We start from the raw sequence: 24,304 nt of genomic DNA, 5'->3' as shown, positions 1-24,304 counted from the left end.
CGATCAGTCCTCTCAGTATGCGAAAGACAAGGGGGCTGAATCCTCCTCGCCGGGCGGTTTGGGCGGCGCCGGCTCGGAGTCGTGTTCCAGCGGACCTTCGACCACGTAGCGGCGCATCAACCAGAACCAGATGACCGCGAGCACGCCGTAGAGCAGGGTGAAAACCGCGAGCGAGAAGAACACCGTGCCGGCGGCGTGATCGGAAACGCCTTGTTGCACGGTCAACCGCACCATCTGGTCACCGGTGGGATTGGGAACCACCACCCAGGGCTGGCGTCCCATTTCCGTGAACACCCAGCCGGCCGAGTTCGCCAAAAATGGCGTCGGCAACGTGACCAGGGCGAAGATGCCGAACCATTTCTGGTCGGGGAGCCGGCGCCCCCGGGTGAGCCAGAGGGCTACCAGCGCGAACGCCAGCGGCACCAGCATGAGACCGATCATGGCCCGGAACGACCAATAGGTGACGAACAGGTTCGGCCGGTAGTCGCCTGGGCCGAAGCGCGATTCGAAATCCCGCTGGAGGTCGTTGACGCCCGCGAGGGTCACGCCACTGAACTTGCCCTCGGCGAGGAAGGGGAGGACGTAGGGAACCTCGATGACGTGGGTCACGCTTGCACAGTTGTTGTGTGTGCCGACGGTCAGGATCGAGAAATTGGGATCGGTCTGGGTATCACACAGCGATTCGGCCGAGGCCATCTTCATCGGCTGCTGGACAAACATCAGTTTGCCCTGGACATCGCCGGTGAAGAACAGCACCACCACGGCCGCCAATGCCACCAGGCTGCCCAGGATCGTTGCCGGCCGGTACATCCCGGCGGAGTCGTTGGCGGTCTCGGCCGCCGTCGCATTCTCGGACCCGGTCCCGGACGCGGACTCGGCCCGGACCGCCTTGCGCCGGTCCCGCACCATCAGCCAGGCACTGACCGCAGCGACGAACGTGCCCGCGGTCAGCAGCGCTCCGCCGATGACATGCAGCACCGCCCAGATGGCGGTGTTGTTGGACAGTAGGGCGCCGAAATCGACCAGTTCGGCGCGTCCGGACTGGGGGTTGTAGCGGGCTCCGACCGGATGCTGCATGAACGAGTTGGCCGCGACGATGAAGTAGGCCGACGCGTTCACCGCGAGGGCCACCATCCAGATGCAGAACAGATGAACCGCACGGGGCAATCGCGTCCAGCCGAAGATCCACAAGCCGATGAACGTGGACTCGACGAAGAAGGCGACCAGGCCCTCGAACGCCAAAGGCGCCCCGAAGATGTCGCCGACGAATCGGGAGTATTCGCTCCAGTTCATCCCGAACTGGAATTCCTGCACGATGCCCGTCGCCACACCGATGGCGAAGTTGATCAGGAAGAGCTTGCCGAAGAACCGGGTCAGTCGATACCAGTGGTCGTTTCCGGTCACCATCCAGGCGGTCTGCATGACGGCGATCAGCGGCGACAGCCCGATCGTCAGCGGAACGAAGATGAAGTGGTAGACGGTGGTGATCCCGAACTGCCACCGTGACACGTCCAAAGCGTCCATCTGGCCCTACTTTCGAGGTCTCAGATCAATCTACGACGGAGTGTAGTAGAGATTTGGACACCGACCGCTCGCCCCGACGGTGTGTTACGTCACGGTGGGCGCCTGAGGTGAGACGGCCGCGTCGAGCTTCTTGGCGTCGCTGCGGATTCCGAAGGCCGAGATCACCTCCAGCACACCCACGACGACCAGGATGATGCCGGTGACCTGGGTGAGCGCGACCAGACCTTCCAGCGGGGCAACGAACATGATGATGCCCGCGATGACGCTGACCACACCGACGATGATCTCCCAGATGCGTCCCGGCAGGGAGCTGTCGCCGATGGCGGACATCGCCGTCGCGACGCCGCGGAAGATGAAGCCGACGCCGATCCAGATCGCCAGCAGCTGTACCGAGTTCTCCAGGTTGACGAAGCACAGCACGGCCAGCACGAGCGCTGCAGCGCCACCGATGAACAGCAAAACCCGGCCACCGACCGACGAGCGGAGGCTGAAGGCCAGGACGAGCTGCGAGATACCGGTGATCAGCAGGTAGGCGCCGAAAAATATGGCCGTGACGAAGATTGCCGCTCCCGGGCGGATGAAGACAAGAACACCCAGGATGATGGCGAGGATGCCGGTGACCAATGCCGTCTTCCACAGATGAGGCAACAGGCTTGGGGCAGCGGTGGTTTCCATGCCCGAAGTGTGGCACACTGTGCGGCCCTGAACACGGATTTCACGGTACGGCTGTGGCGCTGAAGCGTGGTCGTTAATGTTCCGTTACCGGCGCTGCACACCGGGCCGCGGACCGTTAACGTCTCCGATTCGGAAGCGACGGACCGCAGCCGCAGACAGAGAAGAGAGGCAACCGTGACAGTTGGATGTCGACCCCGGCGGAGCAGGATTTGGCGTTCTGCGTTGGTGCTCGCGGCGAGCGGGGCACTCGCGATGTCGGGTTGTGCCACCAACACCGATTCCAGCGGACCGGCCACCGAGACCACCGCCGCGAAAGTGGAAAAGGTCGATTCGATTGCCGGCTCGGTGCCCGAGCCGATCAAGTCGAGCGGCAAGCTCATCGTCGGTACCGACCCGTCGTACCCGCCGAACGAATACAAGGACCCCAGCGGCAAGATCATCGGTTTCGACGTCGATCTGATGAACGCCATCGCCGCAACACTGGGACTCACTCCGGAGTACCGGGCCTCGTTGTTCGACAAGATCATCCCGTCCGTCCAGGGCGGCAACTACAACGTCGGGATGTCCTCGTTCACCGATTCCAAGGAACGCGAACAGCAGGTCGACTTCGTCACCTACTTCAAGGCCGGTTCGGCGTGGGCCCAGAAGGTCGGCGCCGGCATCAACCCGGATGACGCGTGCGGCAAGAAGATCGCGGTGCAGACCGCTACGGTGCAGGACACCGAGGAGATGCCGGCCCGCAACCAGAAGTGCGCCGAAGCGGGTAAGCCCGCGATCAACGTCGTCAAGTTCGATGATCAGACCGCGGCCACCAACGCGGTCATGTTGGGCCAGGCGGACGCCATGTCCGCCGACTCGCCGGTGACCACCTTTGCGATCAAGCAGAGCGAGGGCAAGCTCGAGGCGGCGGGGGAGATCTTCGACTCCGCACCCTATGGCTGGGCAGTGCAAAAGAATTCGCCGCTGGCACAATCCCTCAAGCAGGCTCTTGAGCATCTCATCGACAGTGGCGCCTACAAACAGATCGCCGCGAACTGGGGTGCAGAAAACGGGATGATCGACAAACCGGTCGTCAACGGCGCAGTCAGCTGAGTTGTCGATGACCGACGGATCGCCGCCACCTGCCATCGACGCTGTGCCGCTGCGACATCCGTGGCGGTGGGTGGCGGCAGTGGTCATCCTGATCCTGCTCGCCCTCTTCGTCTACGGTGCGGCCACCAACGAGGCCTACGGGTGGGACACCTACGTCAAGTACCTGTTCGATGAACGCATCTCGCAAGCTGCCTGGAACACACTGCAATTGACCATCTATTCGATGGTCCTGGCGCTTGTCCTCGGCGTGCTCCTCGCCGTGGTGCGGCTGTCGCCCAATCCGGTGCTCAAGGCCGTGTCGTGGACGTATCTGTGGATCTTCCGTGGCACCCCGATCTATGTCCAATTGGTGCTCTGGGGCCTGGTCCCGGTGATCTACCAGAACATTCAACTCGGCGTGCCCTTCGGTCCGCCGTTGTTCGAGTTCAGCCTGTCCGATCCGAATGTGTTCTGGCTGGCGGTGCTCGGCCTGGGCCTCAACGAGGCGGCCTATATGGCCGAGATCATCCGGGGCGGCATCAATTCGGTGCCCGAGGGGCAGACGGAAGCCTCGGTCGCACTGGGCATGTCGTGGGGGAAAACCATGCGGCGCACGGTGCTTCCGCAGGCGATGCGGGTGATCATCCCACCGACGGGCAATGAGTTCATCAGCATGCTCAAGACCACGTCGCTCGTCACCGCGGTTCCCTACAGCTTCGAGTTGTACGGCCGCTCAAAGGATATCGGCGTGGCACTGTTTCAGCCGGTACCGTTGCTCCTGGTGGCCTCCACCTGGTACCTGGCGATCACCAGTGTCCTGATGGTCGGTCAGTACTACCTCGAGCGGTATTACGCCCGCGGAGCGTCGCGCAAGTTGACATCCAAACAGTTGGAAGCCCTGGCCAGGGCGCAGATGGGAGAGACGCCGTGAGCGCCGCCGAACCGATGGTGCGGGCCGAGCGCGTGTGCAAGAACTTCGGTGCCCTGCACGTCCTCAAAGGGGTCACCCTCGAGGTCGGCAGGGGCGAGGTGTTGTGCATGGTGGGCCCGTCGGGCTCGGGCAAGTCGACCTTCCTGCGCTGCATCAATCACCTTGAGCAGGTCAACGCCGGCCGGCTGTACGTGGATGGGGAGCTCGTCGGCTATCACGAACGCGGGGGCAAGCTCCACGAGATGGCGCCGCGCGAAGCGGCTCGACAACGCCGCGACATCGGCATGGTGTTCCAGCACTTCAACCTGTTCCCGCACCGCACGGCGCTCGAGAACATCATCGAGGCGCCCATCCAGGTCAAGAAGGTGAAAAAGGACGCTGCCCTGGCGCGGGCCAGAGATCTGCTGGACCAGGTGGGGTTGGCGGCCAAGGCCGACGCCTATCCCGCGCAGCTGTCGGGTGGTCAACAGCAACGGGTCGCCATCGCCAGAGCGCTGGCGATGAACCCCAAGCTGATGCTGTTCGACGAGCCGACGTCGGCCTTGGATCCCGAGCTCGTCGGTGAGGTGCTGGCAGTCATCAAGAAGCTCGCCGGTGAGGGGATGACCATGGTGGTGGTGACCCACGAGATGGGTTTCGCCCGTGAAGTGGCCGACAAACTGGTGTTCATGGACGGCGGCGTGGTGGTGGAGTCCGGCCCGCCGCGCGAGGTGATGAGCAACCCCAAACATGAACGCACAAAAGAGTTTCTGTCGAAGGTGATGTAGCGTCGGGAACGTGACCCGTGTGCGCGCCGACGTCTTCGTCACGGCGGACGAACTTCGTGATCGTCTCGAGTCAGGCGGTCCCGTCACGCTGCTCGACGTCCGCTGGACGCTCGCCGAGCCGGACGGACGACCGGCGTATCTCAACGGTCATCTGCCCGGCGCGGTCTACGTCTCCCTCGACGACGACCTCACCGATCATCGCGTCACCGGCCGCGGCCGGCATCCGCTGCCATCCGGGGCCGACCTGCAGGCCGCGGCCCGCCGCTGGGGAGTGCGCACCGGTGTGCCCACCGTGGTCTATGACGACTGGAACCGTGCCGGCTCGGCCCGGGCCTGGTGGGTGCTCACCGCAGCCGGGATCGACGGTGTCCGCATCCTCGACGGCGGCCTGCCGGCGTGGACGGCGGCAGGCGGCACCCTGCAGGCGGGCGAGGTGACCCCTGAGACCGGTGACGTCGAGGTCCGCGATGACGACCTGTACGACGGGGCGCTGGGCACCCTGACGGCCGAACAGGTCGCCGCCGGTGTCGACGTGCTGCTGGATGCGCGCGCACCGGAACGGTTCCGCGGCGATCTCGAACCCGTCGACCCGGTGGCCGGCCACATCCCCGGAGCGGTCAACCTGCCCAGTACCCAATTGCTGTCCGAGGACGGCACGCTTGTTCCCGAGGCCCGACTCCACGCCCTGTTGGCAGATCGGGGCGTGACGGGAAGCGCCGCTGTCGGCGCGTACTGCGGCTCAGGCGTCACCGCGGCACTGGCAGTGGCGGCCCTGGTTGCCGCCGGAGTCGACGCGGCGCTGTATCCCGGATCGTGGTCGGAGTGGGCGTCGAATCCGCAGCGGCCCGTGGCGCGAGGACCGAGTTAGCCTGAGCAAATGCCGAGAAGCCCGGACCCGGTCACGCCGCTGTGGCGTGCCGCGCAGATCTTTCGGCTGTTGAGTTGCCTGTACGCCCTCGGATTCCAGATCGCGATCAACGACGATCTGGCGCGCCCGATCCTGGCCGGGGTGCTGTGCGCGGTCTTGATCCTGTGGAGCATCGCCTGCGCGGTGGCTTACCTGCAGGGCTTCGGCCGACGTGCATCGTGGGTGATCGCCGAGGTCGTCGTGGTGCTGGCGCTCATGCTGTCCACCGAATTGGTGGCGGCCGACCATTGGATCGCCGACAACCAGTCCTGGCCGACCACGTTGTGGGCCACCAATGCGACGATTTCGGCGGCGCTGCAGTTCGGCCCGGTCGGGGGGATGTCGGCCGGACTGGCTGTGATGGCGGCGGCGGCCACGTTGAAGGGTTACATCAGCATCAATCTGGGCCGTAACGCGACCATCGTCATCGAATTGGCGGTGGGTCTGGCGGTCGGGATGGCGGCCCAGACCGCCCGCCGGGCACATGCCGAGTTACAGCGCGCGGCACGCTTGGCCGCCTCGTTGGAAGAACGCGAACGGTTGTCGCGGCGGGTACACGACGGAGCCATCCAGGTGCTCGCGCTCGTTGCCCGCAAGGGCCGCGAGATCGGCGGGGAGACAGCGCAATTGGCCGAGCTGGCCGCCGAGCAGGAACGTGCCCTGCGCCGGCTGGTCAGTGCGCCCGACCCAGACGCCGAATCCGGTTCGGCCACCGACATCGGGGCGCTCTTGCGGTCCCGCGCATCGGATCGGATTGCGGTCAGCCTGCCCGCAGAACCGGTGCTGCTCGCCCATGCCGTCGCCCAGGAGTTGTTCGCCGCCGCGGGCAACGCCCTGGACAACGCGGTCGCCCACGCCGGGCCGGACGCCCGGATCTTCGTGCTGCTGGAAGATCTTGGTGATTCGGTGACGGTGAGCATCCGCGACGACGGTGTCGGCATCGCCGATGGACGGTTGGACGAGGCGGTCCGCGAAGGACACGTCGGCATCGCGAAATCCATTGTCGGCCGGATGGAGTGGTTGGGTGGACAGGCGCAACTCAGTACCGCCCAGGGATGCGGTACGGAATGGGAACTGACGCTACCGCGGTCGGCCGCCGATCGTGCTGTCGTCGAGAAGGGACAGTGATGACCGAAGGTGCCCTGACCGTGATGGTGGTCGACGACCATCCGATCTGGCGCGACGCGGTGGCGCGCGATCTGGCCGACGACGGATTCGAGGTCGTCGCCACCGCCGAGGGCGTGGCCGCAGCGCGCCGGCGAGCCGAGGTGGTGCGGCCGGATGTCGTGGTGATGGACATGAGCCTGTCCGACGGCAGCGGCGCGACCGCCACCGCGGAGGTGCTCACCGTCTCACCGTCGTCACGGGTTCTGGTGTTGTCGGCCTCCGACGAGCGCGACGATGTCCTGGAGGCGGTCAAGGCCGGGGCCACCGGCTATCTGGTGAAGAGTGCGTCCAAAGCCGAGTTGACCGCGGCGGTACGTGCCACCGCCGAAGGGCGTGCCGTGTTCACCCCGGGACTGGCCGGGCTGGTCCTCGGCGAGTATCGACGCATCGCCCAACGGCCGGCCGACGGTCCGGCCACACCGAGCCTGACCGAACGTGAAACCGAGGTGCTGCGGTATGTGGCAAAAGGGTTGACGGCCAAGCAGATCGCCACCCGGCTTTCGCTGAGCCACCGCACGGTGGAGAACCATGTCCAGGCGACGTTCCGCAAGTTGCAGGTCGCCAATCGAGTCGAGCTGGCGCGCTACGCCATCGAACACGGACTCGACGAGTAGTCCTACTCATCACGGCGACGGATTTTGTTGCCAGGATGAGGGCATGAGCGAACCAAATCGCGTGGTGATCGCCCGCATGTCGTCGGATCTCGACGCGATCTCGGCATACCTGAACCGGGTCGCCACCGATCTGGGGGAGTTGGGTCGGATGCTCGATCGGGCTCCGGTGCCCACCCCGCCGCCCGCTCCGCCGCCCAAACCGGTTCGCGCTGCGACGGTGCGATCGCAGACACCCGCGCCGCCTCCCGAGCGTTCCGAGGGCTGGATCGGCAAGGCGCTCGCGGCGGCCGGCGTGACCGTGACGCTCACGGGTGTGGTGTTGCTGCTGGTGTTGGCCGCTCAGGCGGGCATCCTGCGCCCTGAGTTCCGGGTGGCCGCGGGCGCGGTGCTGGCTGCCGTGCTGGTGGGAGCCGGATGGGCGCTGCACCGCCGACCGGATGGCCGAACCGGGGCAATCGCCTTGGCTGCCACGGGGATTGCTGCTGCCTACATGGACGTCATCGCGGTGACATCGATCTACCATTGGGCGCCCGCGCCGATCGGGCTGGCCTTGGCCGCGGCGGTCGGTGGCGTGGGCCTGATGCTGGCGCGCCGGTGGAACGCCCAGAATCTCGGCATGTTGGTGCTGGTGCCGCTGATCGCGTTGGCTCCCGCCATCACCGACGGGGTGACGCTGTTGCTCATCGGATTCATGCTGGCCTTGTCGGCGGCCGCGCTGCCGGTCCAAGTGGGCCGGGATTGGCTGTGGTTGTACGCCGCGCGGACGGTCGCGGCCACCGGGCCACTGCTGATCGCCTTGGTGGCGACCACGATCGGCGGTCACCACGATCTGATGCTCGCGCTGGCGTGTGCGGTTGCGGCGGTGCTCGCGTTGGGCAGCGGGCTGCTGACGTTGCGCTGGACCACCAGACCGGCGGCCACGGCGGTGTGGACGGCCGGTGGAGTACTGCCACTGCTCTGTGTCTCGGCCGCTGTTGATCGGGTGATTTCGGCTCTCATGGTCGCGGCGCTGGCGGCGGCCTTGGTCGCCATTGTGGCGCTGGCCGACCGGTTGCCCGGCGTGAGCGCGACGGTTCGGCAGGTGTGGACGGTTCTGGCCGCGGTTGCCGCCCTGGTGGCGGTGCTGGTGGCCTTCGACGGCGAGGTGTCGGGCCCGGTGGTGCTGGCAATGGCAACGGTGATCGCGATCGGCGGACGCCATGGTGGTGTGACGCGGTGGATTGCTGTCGGAATGGCCGTTGTGGGCGGTGCCATCTTCCTGGATTCGGCCGGGCCCGAGATGCTGGTCGACGCCACCGAATTGCCGGGGGGACTGATGGTTTCGGTGTTGGCGAGCAGCCTGCTGGCGATCGCGGCCGCGGCCGCGATCGGATGGGCATTTTCGAGTGGCGAGCTGATCGACCGTGAGGTCATCCGACTGGTGTGGGCGGTGGCCGCGGTGGTGGCGGGGTATGCGGTGACGGTGTTCACCGTGACCGCCGGGGTGGCGATCAGCGGGGTTCAGGCCGGGTTCTTCGGTGGCCACATGGCGGCAACCATCTGTTGGATCGCGGCAGCGGCCGGACTACTCGGATACGCCGCACGTCAACCCAAAGCGCACCGATCGCTGTTGATCGGTGGCGGTATGACGCTGGTCGCGGCCGCGACCGCCAAACTATTCCTCTTCGACCTGGGCACGCTCGACGGGATGTTCCGGGTGGCGGTCTTCATCGTGGTCGGATTGGCACTGTTGGGCATGGGAGCGGGTTACGCCCGTCTGCTCAACCAGCAGGACCAGGGCATCGCACGATCTGATATGAGCGCGAACACGACCCCGTCTATTTTGGACTGATTCCAGAATATATCGGGTTGTCCATGGCATGAGTACACGTCGAACCGAAACCGATATCCAGGGCTACCAGGCCGCACCCGAGCTCAGCGCAGCCCTGCAGCAAGTGCTCGTCGACCTGATCGAATTGGGTCTCCAGGGTAAACAGGCCCACTGGAACGTCGTCGGCACCAACTTCCGCGATCTGCACCTGCAGCTCGATGAAGTCGTCGATTTCGCCCGGGAGGGTGCGGACACCATCGCCGAACGGATGCGCGCGCTGGACGCCGTTCCCGACGGACGCACAGACACCGTCGCAGCGACCACCACGCTTCCACAGTTCCCCGGCTACGAACGAAGCACCGATGAGGTCGTCGATCTCATCGCCACCCGGATCTATGCGACTGTCGGCACCCTGCGTCAGGTACACGATCCCGTCGATGCGCACGACCCCAGTACTGCCGACGTCCTGCACCAGCTGATCGACGGACTGGAGAAGCTGGCGTGGCTGATCAAGTCGGAGAATCGCAAGGTCTAACCGGTCGCCGGTGGCACGGTCGAGGCGGTACGTGGCGGGCCCGTGCCCTCCAGCCGGTCGCGTACCGCCTCGTCGTCGCGACGCCCGACCAGGTACCAGGTGTGCATGAGCCCCTTGCCCTTGATCTCCACGTCGCCGCGTTCCTCGAGCACGAACGCGTGGTTGATGCGGTCATACACGTTCTGGGGCACCTGGATTCGGCCGGCGATATCGGTGGTCTCCATGCGTGAGGCGACGTTGACCGCGTCACCCCACACGTCGTAGAAGAACTTCCGGGCACCGACCACTCCGGCGACCACGGGCCCGGCGGCCAGACCGATCCGCAGCGGCACCGCCCTTCCCCGTGGATCCTTGAGATCGGCCACGGCGTCGGCCAGATCGAGCGCCAGACATGCCAGCGCCTCGATGTGGTCGGCGCGCGGTCTGGGCACCCCGGCCACCACCATGTAGGAATCACCGCTCGTCTTGACCTTCTCCAGACCGTGGCGGTCCACCAGCGCATCGAGATCGGTGTACAGCCGGTCCAGGAAGCGCACCAGATCGGTCGGCGAGATGTCGCTGGCCCGCTCGGTATAGCCGGCAATGTCGGCGAACAGGATCGAGGCGTCGTCGTACTTGTCGGCGATGATGGTGCGCGACGGGTCCTTGAGTCGCTGGGCGATCGTGGTCGGCAGAATGTTGGCCAGCAATTGCTCGGACCGTTGGTATTCGGCTTCCATCGCGTGCTCGGCCCGGGCCACCTCACGCATCGCCACCCACACCGTGGCAAACACCATCACGGCAGCGGACACGGCGGACAGGACGAAGCCGGCGGTCATGGCCCATGGCGGTCCGAGGCCGCGGTCGCGCGGCGTCACCATCTCCAACGTGATCGTGGCCGCCACGGCCACGGCTGCCAGCGTCGCCGCCAACGCGATCCGCTCGATACCCAACACCAGCACCACCAGGGACGCGGCGACGACGAAGTAGAACTGCAGCCCCGAGCCGGTCCCGACCGCAAAACACATGACCGACACCGACGTGAAGGCCACCAGAAAGAAGGCGAGCGGCGCGATCAATTCGCCGAATCGGTACAGCAGTGGCACCAACAGGAACAACGCGGCGGTCGCGAGGTTGACGAAGCCGAACCGCCACATCGGCCCGCCGAGCACAAGTTGGAAGATTCCGAAACCCCCCGACACGGCCGCAGCGATCCAGGCCGCGATGTTCAACACCCGCAGTCGGCTCGACACGCTCTCGGCGTAGTGCCGAGTGCGGGCCGGTACGCGGTTGTTCAGCGCCATCTCGGGCATGCACACCGACCGGCGGACCTCGACCACCACGGATAAAAGCGTATCGCCGCAGGCAGCACGGTTGGCCGAATTTGCGCGGACGCTGCCGGGCGGGTCCGCCAGCAAACACCCGACGACCCGGATGCCACAACCCGTATGCCACAATAGGAACCTGTTCTAGTGAACGCGGCCGCCGAGCCGCTGATCTCTTCCGGGGGGATCCCGTCGTGGACCGGTCATGGATGCGTACCACCGCTGCCGGCTGTGCAATCGCGTGCGGAGCCATGGTGGCCGGGCCGGGAATGGCCGGCACCGCAGTGGCCTCCGCCGATCTGTTCGGCATCGACTTCGACGTGCTGCACATCTTCGACCACAAGCAGAAGAAGAAAAAATCCGATCGCGGGGCCCGGGTCGGTGCGCAACGCAACGGCCGTATCGGTGGGCCACCGGCATCGTCCGGGACGTCCGGGGCTTCCGAGGCTTCGGGAGCGTCGGCCAAGGTGGGTGCCTCCGAAGCCTCTGCGCCGGAGGCTCGGGCGGCCACCTCCGCGCAGGCTCCGACCGCCGTCGTGTCCGTGGGTGAGGTTCTGTCGGCGGGCGTGGCCGGGGGAGGTGTCCTCACCTCCCGTGGGGGCGGGGCCGCCGGGATTCCCCGCAACGGCAACATCGGCAGGGCACCCAACCTCGCTCCGGTGCCCACCGCGCCGAGCAGTCGGAAAATAGTCATTCGTGCGGCCCCGCCGAAGGCGCCGGCGCCGTTGTCACCCGCCGTTCCCGCGGCGCCGGCCGCCCCGGCGCCGGTGGTCGCTCCACCCGCGCCGGTCATCACCGCACCCGCACCCGTCGCGCCCCCGGCGGCTACACCGCCGGCCCCGATGGCGCCCATGGTGCCCGCGCCCAGATCGGAACCCCCTGCCGCCCAGTTCGTTACGGCTCCGGCGATCCCGGAGTCCTTCCGTCCGGGATACGCGGATTATCTGCGCACCGCCAGTACTTCCGATCTTCTCTTCGCCGTGCTGCCCGGATTGGGCGGCATGGTGTTGTTGACCGCGGTGGGCGGCGTGGCCGGCTTCCGCCAGGCGCGGGCCGCACACCGACTGCCCTCGCCGCAGATCGCCCGGTTCCTGCCGTAGCCGGTGTCCGACGTGGCACCGGATATCGAGGTGCAGTGACGTCAGGCCGGGCTCCTTGCGGACGGCAAACACCGCGCAACGCGCCGAGCGACGTGCCGACGACGGTGCGGCCCGCATTTGTGAAGGTCAGTTAGATTCATTGTGCATCGCGGCACGGTGTCGACCGGTGTGCAGCAATGGCCCGATTCGTGGTCCATTCACCGAATTCACCAACCATCTGCCGATGTTTGGTCGGCGTCTGCCCGGTCTCACCACCGTGGCTCGCGGGCCCCTCCCCAGTACTCGGCATGTGCGGTGGCGGGTATGCCAGCACGCACCGCATCCGGGTGAATACCAAGGCGTCAAGGCGATTCGGACCAAGTCCGTCGTTTGCGCCTTTATTGACGCATCGGCGTGTTTTACTCTTCGGGATCGGGTCGTGCTCACCATTGCGCACCTCGCGTCCGCGCGGGTGTGCACGTGGTCGAGCTTGGAATGTCACCGCGTCCCAGACTGGGCATTTCGCCGAGTTCGCATCCGATCTGTAGATGCATATTTGTGCGCCCGTCGTGGTGCCGGGCACGGAGACAGGCGGAGGACTCGCGATTTTCAGGATTCTGAAGCGGCTGTGGATTCCGCTGGTGCTCGTGGTGGTCGCTGTCGCAGGTGGATTCACGGTGTCGCGGTTGCACGATGTCTTCGGCAGTCAGAGCCGTCCTACATACACCAGCACCGAGCGAGAGGAGAAGCGCCCGCACGATCCCAAGCATCTGGCGTACGAGGTGTTCGGCCCACCCGGGACCGTCGCGACCATCAGCTACTTCGATGCCGATGCCGAGCCGCAACTCATCCGGGACGCGCTGCTGCCCTGGTCGGTGGAGTTCCCGATTTCGGATGCGACGGCGATGGGAAACGTCACCGCACAGGGCAACACGGAGTCCATCGGGTGCCGCATCCTCGTCGGCGACGAGGTGAAGGATGAGAAAGTCCGGTCCGGCGTGAGCGCATTCACCTTCTGTCAGCTGAAGGCCGCATGAGCACCGACAGTGAACCGGTGACGGAGCCGTTGCCGATCGCCAGGCGCCGGCCGGTCATCGCGCATCTGGTCCGCGTGCTGTCCGTACCGATCATCCTTGGCTGGCTGGCGATCACGGTGCTCTTGAGTGTCGCGGTTCCGTCGCTCGAGCAGGTGGAGAAAGAACACGCCGTGGCGATGGATCCCACCGCTGCACCGTCGTTCGAGGCGATGCAGCGCATGGGCCAGCTCTTCGGCGAAGCCGGTTCCGGTGCGGTCGCAATGATCGTCCTGGAGGGCGAACAACCCCTTGGTGACGACGCCCACGGCTATTACGACGACATGGTTCGTCAGTTGAAAGCCGACACCACCCATGTGGAGCACGTCCAGGATTTCTGGGGCGACCCGATGACGCAGGGCGCCGCGCAGAGCCTCGACGGCAAGGCCACCTATGTGCAGGTGACCCTGACCAGCAACCAGGAGATGTCTGCGGTCAAATCCGTTGAGGCCGTGCGGGAGATCGTCGACCGGATCCCGGCCCCGGCCGGGGTCGAGGCCTATGTCACCGGACCGGCGGCATTCGCTGCGGATCTGGGGCCGGCCGGCAACCGGACGGTGGCGCTGGTGACCTCGTTGAGTCTCACGGTGATCTTCGTGATGTTGCTGCTCGTCTACCGATCGATCGTCTCCGTCATTTTGATGCTCGTGGTCGTGGGCATCGAGCTGACGGTGGCACGCGGGGTCGTCGCCCTGCTGGGTAGTCTCGGGGTCATCGGGATCACCACGTTCGTCGTCAATCTGTTGGTGGCACTCGCGATCGCGGCGGGAACGGATTACGGCATCTTCTTCACCGGGCGCTATCAGGAGGCACGCCAGGCGGGTGAGGACAAAGAGGCGGCGTTCTACACGACGTTCCGAAGCGTCGCGAAGGTGGTCGTAGGTTCCGGTTTGACGATTGCCGGCGCGATTCTCTGTCTGCATTTCACCCGCCTACCCGTCTACCAAACTCTCGGCGTTCCCACCGCGATCGGCATGGTGGCTGCTGTTCTGGTGGCAGTCACGTTGGTGCCCGCGGTCATTGCCGTGGGCAGCCGCTTCGGATTGTTCGAGCCCAAGCGCAAGATCACCGTCCGCCGGTGGCGGAAGGTGGGAACGGCTGTCGTTCGGTGGCCGGGCCCGATTCTCGTTGCGACGTGCGCGGTTTCGCTCATCGGTCTGTTGGCACTTCCCGCCTACAAGCCCAGCTACAACGATCAGAAGTACATACCCCAGGACATCCCGGCCAATGTCGGCTACGCGGCGGCCACACGGCATTTTCCGCAGTCACTGATGATGGCGCCCGACATCCTGTTGATCGAGGCCGACCACGACATGCGAAATCCGGTCGATTTCTTGGTCTTGAACAAACTGGCGAAGGGCGTGTTGTCGGTGCCGGGTGTGTCGACCGTGCAGGCGCCGACCCGTCCCGGCGGTGAGCCCCTCAAGCACTCGACGATCCCGTTCATGCTCAGCATGAGCAACGCATCGCAGACGCACCTGATGCCGTTCCAGAAGAATCGGATGGACGACCTGCTGGTCCAGGCCGACGATATGCAGAAGACGATCACGATCGTCAAGCGCATGCAGGCGCTGACCGAAGAGATGGTCAACACGACCCATCGAATGGTCGCCGACACTCACGAGCTGCAACAGACAACGAACCAATTGCGCGACCACGTCGCGAATTTCGACGACTTCTTCCGACCCATCCGCAACTACTTCTACTGGGAGCCGCACTGTTACACGATTCCCATCTGTTCGTCGATCCGATCGGTGTTCGACACGCTCGATGGCATTGACCAGATCACCGTCAAGATGGTCGATCTCGTCGCCAATCTCGATCGCCTCGACGAGATTCTGCCCCAGTTGGCGGCTCAGTTCCCCGTGATGATCTCGACCATGGAATCCACCCGCACCATGATGCTGACGATGCACAGCACCATGTCCGGAATCATGGAGCAGATGGAGGCGACGTCCGACAACGCCACCGCGATGGGCAAGGCATTTGACGCCGCGCAGAACGACGACTCCTTCTACCTTCCCCCAGAAGTCTTCGAGAACAAAGACTTTCAACGTGTGATGGACATCTTCCTGTCTCCGGACGGGAAGGCGGCCCGCATGCTCATATCCCAACGCGGCGACCCGGCGACCACCGAAGGCATGTCGCTGGTCGACCCGATCGAAACGGCAGCGCAGGAAGCGCTCAAGGGCACACCGCTACAGAACGCCACCATCTATCTCACGGGCACTGCAGCGTCGGTGAAAGATCTGGTGGAAGCCTCCACCTACGATCTGCTGATCGCGGCTGTCGCAGCGCTGTGTCTGATCTTCGGCATCATGCTGATCGTCACGCGAAGCCTGATCGCGGCACTGGTGATCGTGGGGACGGTGGCGCTGTCGCTGGGCGCGGCATTCGGGCTGTCGGTGCTCATCTGGCAGCACATTCTCGGCATGCCCTTGAACTGGGTTGTTTTGGCCATGTCGGTGATCGTGCTGTTGGCCGTGGGGTCGGATTACAACCTGCTGCTGGTCTCGCGGATGAAAGAGGAGATCGGCGCCGGCATCAACACCGGCATCATCCGGGCCATGGGCGGTAGCGGCAAGGTGGTCACCGCCGCCGGCCTGGTGTTCGCGTTCACCATGTTGGCGATGGTGGTCAGTGACCTGGTCACCATCGGTCAGTTGGGCGCCACCATCGGCGTCGGATTGCTGTTCGACACGCTGGTGGTACGCGCATTCATGACCCCGGCGATCGCCGCGCTGCTCGGACGATGGTTCTGGTGGCCGCAACGGGTGCACCCACGCCCCCTCAGCGCGGCACGCCGCACACCCGGCCGTGGCCAACTTGTCCGGTCCATCCTGCAGAGGCAAGAGCGCTGAGCGGCATGGCAGCGTTGATCTATCGGCTCGCCGTACCGATCATCCTCGGATGGCTGGCGCTCATCGCCGTTGTCACCTTCGCTGTGCCGTCGTTGGAGCAAGTGGGCCGGGAAAGCTCCGTACCGCTGGTGCCCAGAGACGCGCCGTCGTTTCAGGCGATGCAGCGCATGGGGGAGGTGTTCGGGGAATCCGATTCCGACAGCGTCGCGATGATCGTCCTGGAGGGCGAGCAGCCCCTGGGTGAAGACGCGCACCGCTATTACGACGAGCTGATTCGTCAGCTGAGGGCAGACACCGCCCATGTGCAGCATGTGCAGGACTATTGGGGCGACTCGCTCACCGCCTCGGGCGTGGAAAGCGCCGACGGCCTCAGTGCCTATGTTCAGCTGAACCTGGCGGGCAACCAGGGCCAAGCGTTGGCAAACGAGTCGGTGGAAGCGGTCCGGGACGTCGTGGCGAAGACGCCGCCACCGGCCGGAATCAGAACCTATGTCACCGGACCCTCTCCGCTGGTGACGGATATGAACCACGCCGGTGATTCCTCGATCATGAAGATCACCCTGGTGACGCTTGCGGTCATCTTCACGATGTTGCTCTTCGTGTATCGCTCGATCACCACGGTCGTCCTGCTGTTGGCGATGGTCGGGATCCAAGTCCAGGCGGCCCGGGGCGTCGTCGCCTTCCTCGGTGACCATCAGATCCTTGGACTTTCGACATTTGCGGTCAATCTGCTGGTGTCGCTCGGTATCGCGGTCGGAACGGATTACGGGATATTTTTCATCGGTCGCTATCACGAAGCCCGGCAAGCCGGCGAGGACCGAGAAACCGCGTTTTACACCACCTATCGCAGTGTCGCCAAGGTGGTGGTGGCATCAGGACTGACGATTGCCGGGGCCATCTACTGCCTGAGCTTCACCCGCTTGCCCTACTTCGAGACAATGGGCGTACCTTCGGCTGTCGGCATGGCCGTCGCCGTCGCGGTGGCTGTCACGCTGGTTCCGTCCGTCATCGCCGTGGGCGGTCGCTTCGGGTTGTTCGAGCCCAGGCGCAAGCTCATGGTCAGACGCTGGCGCGGCGTGGGCACCGCGGTGGTCCGTTGGCCTGTGCCCATTCTGGCTGCCGCGTGCACCGTGGCGTTCGTCGGCCTGCTGGCCCTGCCCGGATACCAGACCAGCTACGACGACCGACTGTATGTGCCCCAAGGCATCCCGGCCAATGTCGGATATGCCGCAGCAGAACGACACTTTCCCGAGTCGCGGATGACGCCGGACATCCTGATGCTCGAAGCCGATCACGACATGCGCAACCCGACCGACTTTCTGGTACTACACAAGCTGGCCAAACACATCTTCGGGGTGCCGGGCATCGCCACGGTGCAGACCATCACCCGGCCCGAAGGCAGCCCGATCGAACGCACGTCGATCCCGTTTCAAATCAGCCTGCAAAGTGCCGGCCTTCTTCAGGTGATGCCGTTCGCCAAAGATCGCATGAATGACATGGTGAAGCAGGCGGACGACATGCAGAAGATGATCACCCAGATGGAGGGCACCTACAACCTGATGCGGTTGATCGGCTCGATCACCCACAACACAGTCGAATTGACCGGTGAGACAGCAGAACTCACTGACCAGCTGATGGCGACCGTGGCAAGTTTCGACGACTTTTACCGGCCGCTGCGCAACTACCTGTACTGGGAAGGCCACTGCTACAACATTCCGGTCTGCTTCGCGATTCGATCCGTGTTCGACGCGCTCGATGGCACCGACAAACTCAGCCTTCAGCTACACAAACTTCTCGACAACCTCGTGCGAGTCGATGGGTTACAAGCACAGCTCGTCACACAGTTGCCACCGATGATCGCGATCATGAAGTCGATGCGAAACATGATGCTGACGATGCACAGCACCATGTCCGGGATGATCGCCATCGTCGACGACACGACGTCGAACGCCACCTCGATGGGGAAGATCTACGACGCTGCACAGAATGACGACTCGTTCTACCTTCCGCCAGAGGTGTTCGAGAACAAAGACTTTCAACGTGCGATGAGTTTGTTCTTCTCGCCCGATGGCAAGGCCGTGCGGTTGATCCTCACCCACCGGGGCGATCCTGGGACCCCCGAGGGCATCTCCCGAGTCGATGCCGTGCGGACGGCCGCAGAGGAGGCGATCAAGGTGACTCCGTTGGAGAACGCCTCGATCCACCTGGCCGGTACCGCCGCGACGTACAAGGATTTGCGGGACGGGTCGAGATACGACCTGTTCATCGCCGGGGTCGCAGCGCTCTGTCTGATTTTCGGGATCATGTTGATCGTCACGCGAAGCTTCGTGGCCGCCCTGGTGATCGTCGGGACGGTGGCACTGTCGCTGGGGGCCGCATTCGGGCTTTCGGTGCTCGTGTGGCAGCACATCCTCGGCATCCAGCTGCATTGGTTGGTGTTGGCGATGTCGGTGATCGTGCTGTTGGCCGTGGGGTCTGATTACAACCTGTTGCTGGTGTCGCGGATGAAAGAGGAGATCGGCGCCGGCATCAACACCGGCATCATCCGGGCCATGGGCGGCACCGGGAAGGTGGTGACCACTGCCGGCCTGGTGTTCGCGTTCACCATGTTGTCGATGGTGGTCAGCGATCTGCGCATCATCGGGCAGGTGGGATCCACCATCGGACTGGGGTTGCTGTTCGACACGCTGGTGGTACGCGCATTCATGACCCCGGCGATCGCGGCGCTGTTGGGGCGGTGGTTCTGGTGGCCACTGAGAGTCCGGCAGCGACCGGCAAGTGCGGTACTGGGCCCGGTGCACCCGCCCGTCAGCCCAATGATTGCGCAGGAGGTCTGATTTCACAGGTGTACCGGAAAGAACCCGAGTAAGGCCCGCCAGACTCACCTCGAGCCGGTCGGGAAGCAGTGGTAGAGAGGAGATTTGCACATGTTCGGTCTGTCATCGACCCGACTGTCCGCCGGAATCGGGGGACTGGCACTGTCATTGGCCGCGGGATCGGGCGTCGCCTCGGCGGCGCCGAACCTGGACGCCGCAATCAACACGACGTGTAGCTATCCCCAGCTGGTATCGGCACTCAATGCCCAGGATCCGCAAGTCGCCAACGCATTCAGCAAGTCGCCCATCTTGCAGCGCGGTTTGCGCGAATTTCTTGCCGCGCCACCGGAAGGCCGGGTGCAGACCGCACAGGACGTGGCGAATGCTCCAATGTTTCAGCCATATCTCGGCACCATCGAACAGGCATTCAACACCTGCCACAACTTCTGACATCGCGCTGCACGCGAGCCTGCTGCCCGCATCCGCACTACCGTCGCAGCGGCCCAGTCGCGCGCCTTGGACGTCGGTCAGACTTCGGACGTCACTCGATGACGCCCGCCAGTTTGAAATCGTCGAGTGTGGCCTGCGCCAATTCACGCAAGGCTGACTTCGTGTTCACTGCGCCTGGCTGATAAGAGCCGACACTGATGAAGATCTTGCCGTTGATACGTCCAGACAAGATGAACATCCGGCCACCGATGCGGTCCAGCAGTTTTCGCGATTCACGTTGGCCAGTTGCTCGTGCATTCTCCACCTCCGCGACGGTGCCGTCGGGGCAGCCGATGATCGAATCGAGATCGCCGAGATATGAACAGAACACTGATTGATCAGGATCGGCCGGCACCCTGGCGGCCATCCGCTTGAGTGACCGCTTCGGTGCGAACGACGGTAGCCACAACAGCTGCCGGGACTCGTCCGGCGTGTCCTTCATAGCTCTGAGCGTCCGTTTGATGGCAGAGCGCACGTCGCGGAGGTCTGTGGTGAGCGGTAGTGGGTCGATGCTCACACGCGCATATGACAACGCCATCGCGCGTGTGTCTTCCTCGGTGCGGTCGCTGATCGGGATCTGCAGAGTGACGGCACCGTCGGCGGCTCGTCTGCGGCCGGCGCGCTCCCCGAGTTTGGCTGCGAAGGCCGCGGCCAGCGTGTGACTTGCTCCGCCAAGCTCTTCGGCCCGGGCATCCCAGTCAGCGAGGTCGACATAGACCGTGATAGCAGGTACGAGCACAACATCGTCGCGACCGGTCTCGCTGACCGCGCGCGATTGTGCCGCAGGGGCGGCAGGGGGGCGCGTGCCGGCGGCCTTGGACTGATTTCGGGCCAACTTGGCGGCCACGGCCAGCGCACGAGCCACCTCAGGCACGTCTGAAGCTGTCTGCCGCGCATCCTGAACGACTCCACGCATCCGGGTCCGTGACTGCGGCGCCGGGTATCCGAGGTCGCGTGTCTTTCCCAGGGCTGCTTCGATGATCACCAGTGCCAGCCCCAAGCCGTCGATCAAGTTGTGTGACAGGACGAGGCTCACCGCGGTCGACCCATCGTCGAGAGGAACAGCGCCGAGATGCCAGCCCGGTCCCGCCACCGCGTCGATCGGCAGCTGCGAGCGTTCATCGACCCACTCGCTGAATTCGGCGCGGGGACGGATGCGCTCAGTGAACTCGATATCCGAAGGTCCCCGATCGACGACCCAACGGTGACGGGCGATCGGTAGAGCCGGCCGCTCGATGCGACGCCCCAACAGGCCAAGACCGAGATTGCGATGGAAACGACGCAGCTCGTCAAAGTCGATGGCGTGTTGGTAAAGCCATGTCACCTGTATGACCACGTTCATGCCGGCGGCCTGATGCTCGGCCAAGAGTGCTTCGTCTGCCAACGCGAGCCGATTGTCCAGTAGCGCAGTAGCTTTGGCGGCGCGTCTCTTGATCAAACCACAACCCCCTTGGTCTTCATCCGTTCGCTCCAGAGGCTCCTACCTTTGCGCGTCGGCGCGACGCTCAGAGTCATGAGAGCTCAACCTGCACCTGTTGGGCGAGTTGTATTCACTGAATGGTGGACAGCCTAACCAGCCTTGCGCGTATGCGGTGGGGAAAGGCTGCATCGGTATGAATTCACGGCAAGCCCCCGACTCGATGCACTGCAACCGCTTTGAGTTTGCGAGTGTGATCCCACGTGGCGCTCTCATGATCCATCATGTTCTACGTGGCGAGTGGAACCGATGATATTGCGACCATGCCCCGAGGGGGACCGGCCGCCTCGTGGCTGGATCGGCGCTTGCAGACCAAGCGCCTCGAATATTTGGACCGCGACGACGTGGACGATCTCAAGCGCACGGTAATGGATTCACTCGACCGCGCCGGACGTCGGAGGTGGATCGGAGTTCACGAGAAGTGTGCCCGGTTCGCGCTTCGGGAAGTGGCCGATGTGCACGCTCCCAAGATCCTCGAACTCGGCGCAGGCCTTGGCGGCCTTTCGCGCAAGTTACTCCAGAAGCATCCCACGGCGGAGGTAACGGTCACTGACATCGACCCCACGTTTGTGGCCGTCGCCGCCGCCGGCGATCTCGGCCGTCATCCGCGGGCCCAGATACGTGAAATGGACGCCACTGCAATCGATGTCCCAGAAGGCCATTACGACCTCGCGGTGTTTGCATTGTCAATGCACCACTTGCCGCCTGAGCTCGCCGCACGGGTGTTCGAAACCGGAACCAGGGCAGCCAGAAAGCTGTTGGTCGTCGACCTTCCCAGACCTCCGGCTCCGCTTCACATTGCACTGCTTTCGGTGGCGCTGCCGTTCGTACGGTTCTCGCCGTTACAACACGACGGTGTCATCAGTTCACTGCGTGCATACAGTCCGTCGGCGTTGCGTGCTCTTGCCCACCATGCCGATCCGGACATCGAGATACAGTTTCGGACCCGGCGAGGGTTGGGGCCGACGGTCGCCGTTGCCAGTCGCGTTCGGCAAGGTGCGGAAAACTAGAGCTCCACTTTGACAATCACGCCGATGCCGTCACATCTGCGAGGCTCGCGTGATTCAATGTCGCCGCGGTCACTTGACCTCGAAAATTCTCTTGGCCGGAACTTCGCGCCGGCACGACTGGTCTACCGCTGGAGGTGCTCATGGGTGAACACGACGGTCCTATGTTGAATGCAACCGCGACGGCGAAGTTCTGCGCATGACACCGGCGGACGGGCATGCGATGCGTTCAGCCCGCCCAGTTGTTGTGTTCGTGTTGGGCGTGAACCGTTCTGGTACTTCTGCGCTCACCCGGGTTCTCTCGTTGTGCGGAGGAGGGCTGCCGCCCAAGTTGGTGGGGTCGGATTCCAACAATCCCCGCGGCTATTGGGAACCGTTCGACTCTCACCGGATCAATTTCGGCCTCCTACGTCGCCACAGGTCGGCATGGTTCGATCCGACACTGCGGTTGCAAGAACATGGAACGATCGGCGTCGACGAGAAGAACGCCTGCGTCGACGAGATCACGGCGTTTCTGGGCCCGTTGACGGGCGCACCGTTCCTGGTGCTCAAGGACCTGAATATCACCTCGCTGACTGACCTTTGGTTCGAGGGCGCTCAGCTGGCCGGATTCGATGTGGCGGCTGTCATCGCAGTGCGCCACCCGGAGGAAGTCGTTGCCTCGCTGGCGGCGCTGAATCGTAGTTCACCCGAACTGGCCGGAGCACTGTGGCTCAAAGGCAGTCTGCTGGCTGAGGCGGGAACACGTAACGTACCGCGGGTGTTTGTGGAGTACGCCAATTTTTTGGCGGACTGGCAGCGAGAGACAAAGCGGATTTCGACAGCCCTGGAGATTGACCTTGGATGTCGAGATGACGCTGCGATCGAGGAGTTTCTGAGTACCGATCTCCATCGTCAGCGACAATGCGGCCCGGTGGCAGAGCCCTTTGGCACAGATTGGATTGCCACGGTGTACGACGCGTTGAGCGCGGCATCGCGCGACGAGCAGTGGGATCCGTCGGCTCTGGACCGCGTCTTCGAGGCGTACCGGGGGACCGAACGCGGCTTCCGGATGGCGTTCGAGAATTTCCAGCGCTTTGAAAAGGTCAACCGGTTCTTCCGGCCGTCCGTAGCAAAGGCCGTCTACGAGATCCGTGCGCTCTCTCACCGCCGCCGTGGAACCTGGGCCTGAGACCCGTTGCGACAGTGAGCAGTACTGAGCCCCAACGACTCTGAGATTGCGAAGCCGGATCTGAACTCAGGTGTACTCACGTGAGTCCGTTGATCACCTGCACCACTCCGGCCACCGAGAAAATCGCTATCAACATGTGCCGACGGTGAGCCAGTGCCCAGTCATGTAATGGTCGCAGTACTGCAAGGGTCCGAGCAGGAGCGATGAGATAGCTGACCAGGGTGATCTCTACAACGGCGAACATGCCGACCACGAACAGAATGACAGCGAGGATTTGCACACCGACCGGGTATCCGGAGGTCGCAATGGGGGTGAGAACGAAGAGAACCAGCATTGGTGGCGGGAGTCCGGCGAGGCCAAACGCGAATGCGACCCACAAGGCGCCGCCGTCCCAGGCGGCGTGGAGGCGGCTGACCAGACGGCGAAATGGCGACCCGTCAGCCGTCGCCGTATCGGGCGAACTGCCGAACGGTGACGTCATGTGGACGGGCGTCGCCGTCTCCTGAGTCCCGTTTGTGGTGCGGCCTGCCGGTACGGGTAGGCCGGATCTGTCCCGTACTGCGCGCACCGATACCACCACGGCGACCGACAACATGACGACGCCCATACCGAATTGGACCAGTTGGGCCGTCGGGTTTTTGCCCGAGGTCGTCAGGTCCTCCGAGAAAGACCGAAAAGCAGGCGCTATGTGCAGCACCATCAACGGAACCAGCAGACCGGCGAGGCTGACGATGATGCTGCCGAGCCAGTAGGCGGCGAGGTTCTGCACTGGTCTAGGGCGCGAGATCATCAGAACGATCACGGCGAGGAGCACCGGATTGACGGCGAACATGATCGCCATCCCCAACAGCACACCCCACACGGCCCCGAACACTACCTTCGTCGACACCGGACTGTTGGCGTTTTTGACGCCTCGGCAGGGTGCTGCTCACGAGCCGAGCCATCGGCACTGCCGTACTTCTCATTGCCTTGCCAGATGCCAAGTCATAGCGCACGTTTCGATGAGTATTGGCGTCAGCTGTCACA

General features: G+C 64.2%; 20 protein-coding genes. 15 read left to right on the top strand and 5 right to left on the bottom strand.

What is annotated here, in order from left to right:
• Positions 1-12: 12 nt before the first annotated feature.
• Entirely contained in the window at positions 13-1,524 is a 1,512-nt protein-coding gene (locus tag A5699_RS15675; RefSeq protein ID WP_067770806.1) for a cytochrome ubiquinol oxidase subunit I, read from the bottom strand.
• An 84-nt stretch (positions 1,525-1,608) separates the two neighbouring features.
• Positions 1,609-2,199 carry an HdeD family acid-resistance protein gene (locus A5699_RS15670; protein WP_067770804.1) on the bottom strand — a complete coding sequence of 197 codons (591 nt, stop codon included), beginning with the start codon at positions 2,197-2,199 and terminating at the stop codon, positions 1,609-1,611.
• Positions 2,200-2,406: 207 nt separating this feature from the next.
• Here A5699_RS15670 and A5699_RS15665 point away from each other — a divergent pair, with 207 nt between their 5' ends.
• From A5699_RS15665 to A5699_RS15630, 8 genes are read left to right on the top strand one after another with little or no spacing between them, the layout of a single operon-like run.
• On the top strand, positions 2,407-3,291 hold the full coding sequence (locus tag A5699_RS15665) for an ABC transporter substrate-binding protein (RefSeq protein ID WP_067770832.1): 885 nt from the start codon (positions 2,407-2,409) through the stop codon (positions 3,289-3,291).
• A 7-nt stretch (positions 3,292-3,298) separates the two neighbouring features.
• Entirely contained in the window at positions 3,299-4,201 is a 903-nt protein-coding gene (locus tag A5699_RS15660; protein ID WP_067770830.1) for an amino acid ABC transporter permease, read from the top strand.
• A 14-nt stretch (positions 4,202-4,215) separates the two neighbouring features.
• Positions 4,216-4,968, top strand: a complete 753-nt coding sequence (locus A5699_RS15655) for an amino acid ABC transporter ATP-binding protein (RefSeq protein WP_067770827.1) — start codon at positions 4,216-4,218, stop codon at positions 4,966-4,968.
• Positions 4,969-4,978: 10 nt separating this feature from the next.
• The gene (locus A5699_RS15650) at positions 4,979-5,836 is read left to right on the top strand and encodes a sulfurtransferase (RefSeq protein ID WP_067770802.1); all 858 of its coding nucleotides are present in this window, start codon (positions 4,979-4,981) and stop codon (positions 5,834-5,836) included.
• A gap of 9 nt (positions 5,837-5,845) precedes the next feature.
• Positions 5,846-7,003, top strand: a complete 1,158-nt coding sequence (macS, locus tag A5699_RS15645) for a MacS family sensor histidine kinase (RefSeq protein ID WP_067770801.1) — start codon at positions 5,846-5,848, stop codon at positions 7,001-7,003.
• Complete coding sequence (locus A5699_RS15640) at positions 7,003-7,656, top strand: response regulator transcription factor (protein ID WP_067770800.1); 654 nt, start codon at positions 7,003-7,005, stop codon at positions 7,654-7,656. The genes macS and A5699_RS15640 overlap by 1 nt, the downstream gene beginning before the upstream one ends.
• Before the next feature lie 43 nt (positions 7,657-7,699).
• A complete protein-coding gene (locus tag A5699_RS15635) occupies positions 7,700-9,487 on the top strand; it encodes a DUF2339 domain-containing protein (RefSeq protein ID WP_067770799.1) in 1,788 nt (595 codons plus the stop codon).
• 28 nt (positions 9,488-9,515) lie between these two features.
• A complete protein-coding gene (locus A5699_RS15630; protein WP_067770796.1) occupies positions 9,516-10,001 on the top strand; it encodes a Dps family protein in 486 nt (161 codons plus the stop codon).
• On the opposite strand, the gene A5699_RS15625 is transcribed toward A5699_RS15630, so the two are convergent.
• Positions 9,998-11,293 carry an adenylate/guanylate cyclase domain-containing protein gene (locus A5699_RS15625; protein ID WP_067770825.1) on the bottom strand — a complete coding sequence of 432 codons (1,296 nt, stop codon included), beginning with the start codon at positions 11,291-11,293 and terminating at the stop codon, positions 9,998-10,000. The two genes, A5699_RS15630 and A5699_RS15625, sit on opposite strands and share 4 nt — an antisense overlap.
• A gap of 206 nt (positions 11,294-11,499) precedes the next feature.
• Between A5699_RS15625 and A5699_RS15620 the strand changes: the two genes are divergently transcribed.
• The 5 genes from A5699_RS15620 to A5699_RS15600 all read left to right on the top strand — a co-directional run bounded on the left by A5699_RS15620 (position 11,500) and on the right by A5699_RS15600 (position 19,584).
• Positions 11,500-12,405, top strand: coding sequence for a hypothetical protein (locus tag A5699_RS15620; RefSeq protein WP_231965731.1), 906 nt, complete (start codon positions 11,500-11,502; stop codon positions 12,403-12,405).
• Positions 12,406-13,010: 605 nt separating this feature from the next.
• On the top strand, positions 13,011-13,421 hold the full coding sequence (locus tag A5699_RS15615; RefSeq protein WP_082957732.1) for an MmpS family transport accessory protein: 411 nt from the start codon (positions 13,011-13,013) through the stop codon (positions 13,419-13,421).
• A complete protein-coding gene (locus tag A5699_RS15610; RefSeq protein WP_067770788.1) occupies positions 13,418-16,318 on the top strand; it encodes an RND family transporter in 2,901 nt (966 codons plus the stop codon). The genes A5699_RS15615 and A5699_RS15610 overlap by 4 nt, the downstream gene beginning before the upstream one ends.
• A gap of 5 nt (positions 16,319-16,323) precedes the next feature.
• Positions 16,324-19,155, top strand: coding sequence for an RND family transporter (locus A5699_RS15605; protein ID WP_067770786.1), 2,832 nt, complete (start codon positions 16,324-16,326; stop codon positions 19,153-19,155).
• 90 nt (positions 19,156-19,245) lie between these two features.
• Positions 19,246-19,584 (top strand): hemophore-related protein, encoded by a 339-nt coding sequence (locus A5699_RS15600; protein WP_067770785.1) that lies wholly within the window; start codon positions 19,246-19,248, stop codon positions 19,582-19,584.
• 91 nt (positions 19,585-19,675) lie between these two features.
• On the opposite strand, the gene A5699_RS15595 is transcribed toward A5699_RS15600, so the two are convergent.
• Complete coding sequence (locus A5699_RS15595; RefSeq protein WP_157561286.1) at positions 19,676-21,025, bottom strand: hypothetical protein; 1,350 nt, start codon at positions 21,023-21,025, stop codon at positions 19,676-19,678.
• Positions 21,026-21,324: 299 nt separating this feature from the next.
• Here A5699_RS15595 and A5699_RS15590 point away from each other — a divergent pair, with 299 nt between their 5' ends.
• The gene (locus A5699_RS15590; RefSeq protein ID WP_067770781.1) at positions 21,325-22,110 is read left to right on the top strand and encodes a class I SAM-dependent methyltransferase; all 786 of its coding nucleotides are present in this window, start codon (positions 21,325-21,327) and stop codon (positions 22,108-22,110) included.
• Positions 22,111-22,306: 196 nt separating this feature from the next.
• Positions 22,307-23,278: a sulfotransferase family protein gene (locus A5699_RS15585; RefSeq protein WP_067770780.1), complete on the top strand. Its 972-nt coding sequence runs from the start codon at positions 22,307-22,309 to the stop codon at positions 23,276-23,278.
• Positions 23,279-23,354: 76 nt separating this feature from the next.
• Here A5699_RS15585 and A5699_RS15580 read toward each other — a convergent pair whose 3' ends face one another.
• Positions 23,355-24,140: a GAP family protein gene (locus tag A5699_RS15580; RefSeq protein ID WP_067770821.1), complete on the bottom strand. Its 786-nt coding sequence runs from the start codon at positions 24,138-24,140 to the stop codon at positions 23,355-23,357.
• Positions 24,141-24,304: the final 164 nt, after the last annotated feature.

This window comes from Mycobacterium sp. E802 (assembly GCF_001666875.1).
Classification (GTDB): Bacteria; Actinomycetota; Actinomycetes; order Mycobacteriales; family Mycobacteriaceae; genus Mycobacterium.
The sequence above is the reverse complement of the archived record's forward strand: the minus strand, read 5'-3'. Positions and strand labels throughout refer to the sequence as shown.